The sequence below is a fragment of the Sphingobacterium sp. UBA865 genome (genome assembly GCF_002295765.1).
GTDB classification, from domain to species: domain Bacteria; phylum Bacteroidota; class Bacteroidia; order Sphingobacteriales; family Sphingobacteriaceae; genus Sphingobacterium; species Sphingobacterium multivorum.
Map to the genome: position 1 here is coordinate 243341 of NZ_DBGB01000019.1, position 8990 is coordinate 252330.

Annotated in this window: 2 protein-coding genes; both read left to right on the forward strand. The window is 40.3% G+C overall.

Going from position 1 to position 8990, the window contains the following annotated elements:
* The first annotated feature begins 85 nt into the window (after nt 1–85).
* Nucleotides 86–3895, forward strand: coding sequence for a DNA-directed RNA polymerase subunit beta (gene rpoB / locus B2O97_RS10765; RefSeq protein WP_286767381.1), 3810 nt, complete (start codon nt 86–88; stop codon nt 3893–3895).
* Between the two features lie 71 nt (nt 3896–3966).
* Complete coding sequence (gene rpoC / locus B2O97_RS10770; RefSeq protein WP_112373726.1) at nt 3967–8244, forward strand: DNA-directed RNA polymerase subunit beta'; 4278 nt, start codon at nt 3967–3969, stop codon at nt 8242–8244.
* Nucleotides 8245–8990 lie beyond the last annotated feature (746 nt).

Here is an 8990-nt window from a genome sequence, read left to right on the forward strand (position 1 = left end):
GCTGTGTATATGCTGGGCACAGTGGACACGTGGTTTACAGCATAAATGTAAGCGCAGTTTTTTTAAAACTAAAATTCATATTCCCTTGGCAAACAATAATATTCAACAAGAAAGAATAAACTTTGCAACAAGTAAGAAAGTATTGGAATATCCAGATTTCTTAGATGTGCAATTGGAATCTTTCAAGGAGTTTTTTCAATTAGAAACTACTTCTGACAACCGCCATCAGGAAGGGCTGTTCAAGGTATTCTCGGAAAACTTCCCTATTTCTGATTCAAGAAACATTTTTGTGCTAGAGTTTTTGGATTATTTCATTGATCCACCACGTTATGATATCCAAGAGTGTATCGAGCGCGGCTTGACTTATAGCGTTCCTTTAAAGGCTAAGTTAAAGTTATCTTGTAATGATGAAGAACACGAAGATTTCGAAACTATTGTTCAGGATGTATATTTAGGGACTATCCCTTATATGACTCCTAAAGGTACTTTCGTGGTAAATGGTGCAGAGCGTGTCATCGTATCGCAATTACACCGTTCACCAGGCGTTTTCTTTGGTCAAAGTAGACACACAAATGGTACTAAACTTTATTCTGCAAGGGTAATTCCTTTCAAAGGATCTTGGATCGAGTTTGCAACTGACGTAAACAACGTCATGTATGCGTATATCGACCGTAAAAAGAAATTCCCAGTGACTACCTTATTGCGTGCTATCGGTTACGATTCGGATAAAGATATCTTGGAATTGTTCGATTTAGCGGATGAAGTAAAAGTTAGTAAATCTGGTCTTAAAAAATATGTTGGTCGTCGTCTTGCGGCTAGGGTATTGAAAAAATGGGTAGAAGATTTCGTGGATGAGGATACAGGTGAAGTAGTATCTATCGACCGTAACGAAATTATCCTTGAGCGTGAAACTGTTCTAGAAGAAGATCACATTGATTTGATCATCGAAGCTGGCGTTAAGTCGATTATCTTAGCGAAAGATGATGAGTCAAACAATGCAGACTATTCTATTATATATAACACTTTACAAAAAGATACGTCCAACTCAGAAAAAGAAGCGGTAGAGCATATCTATCGTCAATTGCGTAACGCTGAACCACCAGATGAGGAAACTGCTCGTGGTATCATCGATCGTTTATTCTTCTCTGACAAACGTTATGATTTGGGTGATGTAGGTCGTTACCGTATCAATCGTAAATTGAAGTTGGGCACTCCGGATGATACGAAAGTATTAACCCGTGAGGATATCATCGCAATTGTGAAGTATTTGATCAATTTGATCAACTCTAAAGCCGAAGTAGATGATATTGACCACTTGTCAAACCGTCGTGTACGTACTGTAGGTGAACAATTATATGCTCAATTTGGTGTAGGTCTATCGCGTATGGCCCGTACAATCCGTGAGCGTATGAATATCCGTGATAATGAGGTGTTTACGCCAACTGATTTGATTAATGCACGTACACTTTCGTCTGTAATCAATTCGTTCTTCGGTACGAACCAGTTGTCGCAGTTCATGGACCAAACTAACCCTCTTGCTGAAATTACACACAAGCGTCGTTTGTCAGCTTTAGGTCCAGGTGGTCTTTCTCGTGAGCGTGCAGGTTTCGAAGTTCGTGACGTTCACTACACACACTACGGTCGTCTTTGTACAATTGAAACTCCTGAGGGTCCAAACATCGGTTTGATCTCCTCATTGGCTGTACATGCGAAAATTAACCACTTAGGATTTATCGAGACTCCTTACCGTAAGGTAAAAGATGGGGTTGTTGTGGTTGATGAGCCGGTCGTATATTTATCTGCCGAGGATGAAGATGGTAAAACAATCGCACAAGCGAATGCTTTGTATGATGACAAAGGTAATTTCGAAGATGCGAAAGTGAAAGCCAGATATGAGGGTGACTTCCCAATTATCGAGCCTAATATGCTTGATTATATGGACGTTGCTCCAAACCAAATTACATCTATTGCGGCTTCATTGATTCCTTTCTTGGAGCACGATGATGCCAACCGTGCATTGATGGGATCGAACATGCAACGTCAGGCCGTGCCTGTATTGCGTCCGCAAGCTCCTATCGTAGGTACTGGTCTTGAAGGTCGTGTTGCGAAAGATTCACGTACATTGATCAATGCGGAAGGTCATGGTGTAGTAGAGTATGTAGATGCTGATGAAATCAAGATCCGTTACGACAGAAACGACGATGATCGTCTTGTATCATTTGATGATGATGTCAAAACGTATAAATTGATCAAATTCAAGAAAACCAACCAAAATACATGTATGAACTTGAAGCCTATCGTTAAGAAAGGTCAACGAGTTGAACCAGGACAGGTGTTATGTGAAGGTTATGCGACTGAAAATGGTGAATTGGCATTAGGTCGTAACTTGAAAGTAGCGTTCATGCCTTGGCAAGGATATAACTTTGAGGATGCGATCGTAATTTCTGAGCGTGTAGCGAAAGAAGACTGGTTTACTTCTCTTCACATTGAAGAATTCGAACTTGAAGTTCGTGATACGAAACGTGGTGAAGAAGAGTTAACAGCTGATATTCCTAACGTATCTGAAGAAGCGACAAAAGATTTGGACGAAAACGGTATTATCCGTATCGGAGCTGAAGTTGGTGGCGGTGATATCTTAATTGGTAAAATCACACCTAAAGGTGAATCTGATCCTTCTCCAGAAGAGAAATTGTTACGTGCAATCTTCGGTGACAAAGCTGGTGACGTGAAAGATGCTTCATTGAAAACTCCGCCTTCATTAAAAGGTGTTGTTATCGATACGAAGTTATTCTCGCGTGCGAAGAAAATGTCTAAAGAGGTTGAACGTAAAACTTTAGAGAAACTAGAGGTTGCTCACGATAGAGCAGTTAAATCATTGAAAGACCGCTTGGTTGAAAAATTATTCACTGTAGTGAATGGTAAAACTAGCCAAGGGGTATACAATGTCTATAAAGAGTTGTTGGTTGCTAAGGGAGCTAAGTTTACACAAAAAATTCTAGCTGAATTAGATTACAACAACATCAACCCAATGGGATGGACAACTGACGAAGATAAAAACGAGTTGGTCAAAATGGCCCTTCATAATTACAACATTAAAATTAATGAAGAGTTAGGTTCGTTCAAACGTGATAAATTCGCAGTATCTGTCGGTGATGAACTTCCATCAGGAATTGTGCAGATGGCTAAGGTTTACGTTGCTAAAAAACGTAAGTTGAAAGTAGGGGATAAGATGGCCGGTCGTCACGGTAACAAAGGTATCGTTGCACGTATTGTACGTGATGAGGATATGCCATTCTTAGAAGATGGTACACCAGTTGATATCGTGTTGAACCCACTCGGGGTACCTTCACGGATGAACTTGGGACAGATCTACGAAACCGTATTGGGCTGGGCTGGTCAAAAATTAGGTGTGAAATTTGCTACACCTATCTTTGATGGTGCTGAAATGGATCAGGTACAGGATTGGGTTGCGAAAGCTGGTTTACCGAAATCAGGACGTACATATTTGTACAACGGATTGACGGGTGACCGTTTCGATCAACCAACGACAGTGGGTGTAATCTACATGTTGAAATTAGGTCACATGGTTGATGATAAAATGCACGCACGTTCAATCGGTCCGTACTCATTGATCACACAACAACCTCTAGGTGGTAAAGCGCAATTCGGTGGTCAACGTTTCGGTGAGATGGAGGTTTGGGCATTGGAAGCATTCGGTGCATCTAACATCCTTCAAGAAATCTTGACTGTGAAATCGGATGACGTGGTTGGTCGTGCCAAAACTTACGAGGCTATCGTAAAAGGTAACAACCTTCCGACACCATCGGTACCAGAATCGTTCAACGTATTGGTACACGAGCTACGTGGATTGGGTCTAGATATCACATTGGATTAATTAAGCAATTAGGGCTTTGAAGGGCTCAGTCCTTCAAAGCTTCTTTATAAAGCTTTAACTTTTGAATAAGTATGTCTTACAAAAAAGATAATAAAATTAAAAGCAACTTCACTTCGATTACGATCAGCTTGGCTTCTCCAGAAACTATTTTGGAACGCTCAAGTGGTGAAGTTACAAAACCGGAAACGATTAACTATCGTACCTACAAACCGGAACGTGACGGTTTATTCTGTGAGCGTATTTTCGGTCCTGTAAAGGATTACGAATGTCACTGTGGTAAATACAAACGTATCCGTTATAAAGGTATTGTGTGTGACCGTTGTGGTGTTGAAGTAACAGAGAAAAAGGTACGTCGTGAGCGTATGGGACATATCAACTTGGTAGTTCCTGTTGCGCACATTTGGTATTTCCGTTCTCTTCCTAATAAAATTGGTTATTTATTGGGACTTCCTACCAAGAAATTGGATATGATCATTTACTACGAACGTTATGTGGTTATCCAAGCTGGTATTAAGGAAGAAGATGGTATCAACTTTATGGACTTCTTGACTGAAGAAGAATATTTAGATATTTTAGATACCCTACCAAAAGAAAATCAATATTTAGACGATAACGATCCTCAAAAATTCGTTGCTAAGATGGGTGCTGAGGCATTGGAAGATTTGTTGAAACGTATTGATTTGGATCAATTGTCATACGATTTACGTCACCAAGCTGCTAACGAAACTTCGCAACAACGTAAAAATGAAGCGTTAAAACGCCTTCATGTGGTTGAAGCTTTCCGTAGTTCACGTGAAAATATCGAGAATCGTCCAGAATGGATGATTGTGAAAATCGTTCCAATCATTCCACCTGAATTGCGTCCTTTAGTGCCTTTGGATGGTGGTCGTTTTGCGACTTCGGATTTGAATGACTTATACCGTCGTGTGATTATCCGTAACAACCGTCTAAAACGTTTGATCGAAATCAAGGCTCCTGAAGTAATCTTACGTAACGAAAAACGTATGCTTCAAGAAGCGGTAGACTCTTTGTTTGACAACTCACGTAAAGTGAACGCTGTTAAGACAGAAGGTAACCGTGCATTGAAGTCTTTATCTGATATTTTGAAAGGTAAACAAGGTCGTTTCCGTCAAAACTTGTTAGGTAAGCGTGTGGATTATTCGGCTCGTTCAGTAATTGTTGTAGGTCCTCACTTGAAATTACACGAGTGTGGTCTTCCTAAAGATATGGCTGCTGAACTTTACAAACCGTTTATCATCCGTAAGATGATCGAGCGTGGTATTGTAAAAACAGTAAAATCAGCTAAGAAAATTGTGGATCGTAAAGATCCTGTGGTATGGGATATCCTTGAAAATGTATTGAAAGGTCACCCTGTATTACTAAACCGTGCACCTACGCTTCACCGTTTGGGTATTCAGGCTTTCCAACCTACATTAGTAGAGGGTAAAGCTATTCAATTACACCCATTAGTGTGTACAGCGTTCAACGCCGATTTTGACGGTGACCAGATGGCAGTCCACTTACCTCTTGGTAATGCTGCAGTTTTGGAAGCCCAAATCTTGATGTTAGGTGCGCACAATATCTTAAACCCTGCGAATGGTTCTCCAATCACAGTACCATCTCAAGACATGGTATTGGGTCTTTACTATATTACTAAAGGCCGTAGAACTGCTGGCGATCACACCGTAAGAGGTCAAGATATGACTTTCTATTCGGCTGAAGAGGTTATCATCGCTTTAAATGAGAAGCAAATTGACCTTCATGCCTGGATTAAAGTAAAAACAAAAGTTAGACAAAAAGATGGTAGCATCGTTGATACCTTGTTAGAAACAACAGTAGGTCGCGTGATCTTCAACCAAGTTGTTCCTGATGAAATGGGTTTTGTCAATGAATTGCTTACTAAAAAATCGTTGCGTAATATCATCGGTGAAATTGTGAAGACTACGGGTATGGCCCGTGCAGCACAGTTCTTGGATGATATGAAAGAATTGGGATATCAAACAGCCTTCAAAGGTGGTCTTTCTTTCAACTTGGAAGATTTGAACATTCCTGCTGCGAAAGCTGAATTGATTCAACAAGCAACTAACGAGGTTGAAGAAGTAATGAACAACTATAACATGGGTTTCATTACAAACAACGAACGTTACAACCAAATCATCGATATCTGGACGCGTATCAACAACAGATTGACGGCGCACGTTATGGATATTCTTTCGAATGATAATCAAGGTTTCAACTCAGTTTACATGATGTTGGATTCTGGAGCCCGTGGTTCGAAAGAGCAGATCCGTCAGTTATGTGGTATGCGTGGTTTGATGGCGAAACCCCAAAAATCAGGTACTTCTGGTGGTGAGATTATCGAAAACCCGATCTTGTCAAACTTTAAAGAAGGTTTGTCCGTATTGGAATACTTTATCTCTACACACGGTGCGCGTAAAGGTCTTGCCGATACAGCATTGAAAACAGCGGATGCGGGGTACTTGACCCGTCGTTTACATGACGTAGCGCAAGATATGATCGTTGTGGAACAAGATTGTGGTGGTTTACGTGGTATTTATACAACAGCATTGAAAGATAATGACGATGTTGTTGAGCCATTGTTCGATCGTATTTTGGGTCGTACGCCATTGCATGATGTTCTTCATCCGGATACTGACGAATTGATCGTTTCCGCAAATGAAGATATCACTGAGGAAATTGCTGAAACTATCGAAAAAGCAGGTATCGAAGGAATTGAGATTCGTACGGTATTAACTTGTGAGTCTAAGCGTGGTGTTTGTGCTTGTTGTTACGGACGCAACTTGGCGTCAGGTAAGCGTGTTCAGTTAGGTGAAGCTGTGGGTGTTATCGCCGCTCAATCAATTGGTGAGCCGGGTACACAGTTAACACTTCGTACATTCCACGTGGGTGGTACGGCATCGAACATTGCTGCTGATTCAAGTATCATTTCTAAATACGATGGTAAAATCGAATTTGAAAACGTACGTACTGTTTCGCAAACAAATGATAATGGTACACATCAGGTAGTCTTAGGACGTTCTGGTGAGGTTAAGATTATCGATGCACATAATAAAATTGTATTCCAACAAAATATCCCTTATGGTTCACAGTTGTTCGTTGAGGATGGCGGTACAGTAGCTAAAGGTGATAAATTGGTGGAATGGGATCCATATAATGCAGTAATTATTTCTGAATTTGCCGGTAAAGTTGAATTTGATGCAATCATCGAAGGGGTTACCTTCCGTGAAGAGTCAGATGAGCAAACTGGTCACAAAGAGAAGGTAATTATTGAAACACGTGATAAAACGAAAAACCCATCCATCAAGATTCTTGATAAATCGGGCGAGGTTATTCGTACCTACAATATCCCAGTAGGCGCTCACGTTGCAGTTGCTAATGGTGTAACAGTAAAAGAAGGTGGTATCCTTGTTAAAATCCCTCGTTCTACGGGTAAAACGCGAGATATCACAGGTGGTCTACCGCGTGTAACGGAGTTATTCGAAGCACGTAACCCTTCTAACCCTGCTGTTGTAACAGAAATCGACGGTGTGGTAACATTGGGTGGTGTGAAACGTGGTAACCGTGAGATGTCTATCGAGTCTCGTGATGGTCAAATCAAGAAATACTTGGTACCTCTTTCTAAGCATATCCTTGTTCAGGATAATGACTTTGTGAAAGCTGGTATGCCATTATCAGATGGTTCGATCTCTCCTGCGGATATCTTGTCGATCAAAGGTCCATCAGCAGTGCAACATTACATTGTGAATGGTATCCAAGAGGTATACCGTCTGCAAGGTGTGAAGATCAATGATAAACACTTCGAGACGATCGTTCACCAAATGATGCAAAAAGTTAACATCGAAGATCCAGGAGATACGCGTTTCTTAGAAAAAGAAGCGGTTAACAAATGGGATTTCATGGAAGAAAATGATTCTTTGTTTGACAAGAAAGTTGTTGTTGATGCAGGGGACTCTAATAATTTACGTCCGGGACAAATTGTTTCTTTACGTAAGTTGAGAGAAGAGAACTCTAGTCTGAAACGTCGTGACTTAAAACTTGTTGAAGTTCGTGAAGCAATTCCGGCGACTTCAAGTCCATTGTTGCAAGGTATTACCAGAGCTTCATTGGGTACGAAATCGTTCATCTCTGCTGCCTCTTTCCAAGAGACTACAAAAGTGTTGAACGAGGCTGCTATCGCAGGTAAACGTGATAACTTATTAGGTTTGAAAGAAAACGTAATTGTTGGTCACTTGATCCCTTCTGGTACAGGTATCCGTCAATACAGCAATTTAATCGTGGGCTCTCGCGAGGAGTACGATCAATTGTTGGCTTCGAAAGAAGAAGATTAATCGTTACTCGATTATTTTATATAGGAAGGTCCAGACATTCGTCTGGACCTTTTTTGTTTCGATAACGACCTTATATGATATTGAAGAAGGTCGTAAAATATATTTAGCTTGCTTTTTTAGCGGTGAAATTGCTTGTTAAGGAAGGGGGCGAACTGAAATTTATAGCAAGCAGCTTGGCCGTTTAATTGGTTAATTTTACCTGATAGGACGGTTTAAAGCATAGCTGTCTTAAATGAATCGTTCAATGTTACAGTTAGTTAACTTTAATATTAAAAAATAATAAACAAAAGGCTTGGAAGTTTGTTAGTAAACTCCCTATCTTTGCACCACTCCGCAAGGGAGGGACGGTTACTTCGAGAGAAGGAGCCATGAAAAAAGAAGGGTTTAAGAGAAGCCTGTCAGGATTTAAAATCCCGCTCAGTTTATTTTAAACGCGGAAATCGAAAAAAAGGGAAAAGAAAAAAAAACTTCAAAAAGTTTTTGGAAGTTCAAAAAAGATTTCTACCTTTGCAGTCCCAACGGAAACGAAGGGAAAAACAAAAAAGATAAAGACGGCGCAATGCCATCGGAATATAGCGGATACGGAAGTTGAAGCGGCAAAAGTTCTTTAAGAAAACACAATCATGTAAGCGTGACGAGTAGACAAACGAAAGTCATGAACAAATTCAAGTAATTCGTTCAATTCGATCCAAGATCAGAGATATAAAAAAGAATTCTGATTATGTAAATAGTTGGAATCAAAAACT